Annotated in this window: 1 protein-coding gene and 1 pseudogene; one reads left to right on the top strand and one right to left on the bottom strand. The window is 56.7% G+C overall.

Going from position 1 to position 374, the window contains the following annotated elements:
- Nucleotides 1–123, top strand: a pseudogene (locus AN233_RS16985) (IS5/IS1182 family transposase); the annotation flags it as partial.
- A gap of 50 nt (nucleotides 124–173) precedes the next feature.
- Here AN233_RS16985 and AN233_RS17760 read toward each other — a convergent pair.
- Nucleotides 174–374 (bottom strand): hypothetical protein (locus tag AN233_RS17760; protein ID WP_218055107.1); only part of this gene is annotated, 201 nt, incomplete at its 5' end.

Below are 374 nucleotides of genomic sequence, written 5' to 3'. Positions count from 1 at the left end.
GTGAACTCTCGACTCAAACGCAAGTACGGTGCATTCGTCCGCTCACGCCACTGGTGGAAACAGTTCCGGGAAATCGCTGTCGGCTGTCTCATCCACAATATCGACAAGGAACTCTCAACGTGAGGTGTAGAGAGCGTTGTAGTCGATTATAGAGGAGCGAATGGTCACCGGAACTATCGAGTAATCAGGACGAACCCAAGGGCCAACAGGATTAGCAAGACGAGGCCAAAGAGGGCCAGAAGCCCCCAGACACCGCCGATTCCGAGTAGGACGGCCCCACCAGCAAGCGCTAGAACCCCTGCGAGGAGAAATCCGACACGTAATCGGAGGTACGTTCCGATGAGGCGGGTGTTCCAGAGCGTGTGGAGGGGGCC

It is taken from the genome of Haloparvum sedimenti, from assembly GCF_001462205.1.
GTDB classification, from domain to species: Archaea; Halobacteriota; Halobacteria; order Halobacteriales; family Haloferacaceae; genus Haloparvum; species Haloparvum sedimenti.
The sequence above is the reverse complement of the archived record's forward strand: the minus strand, read 5'-3'. Positions and strand labels throughout refer to the sequence as shown.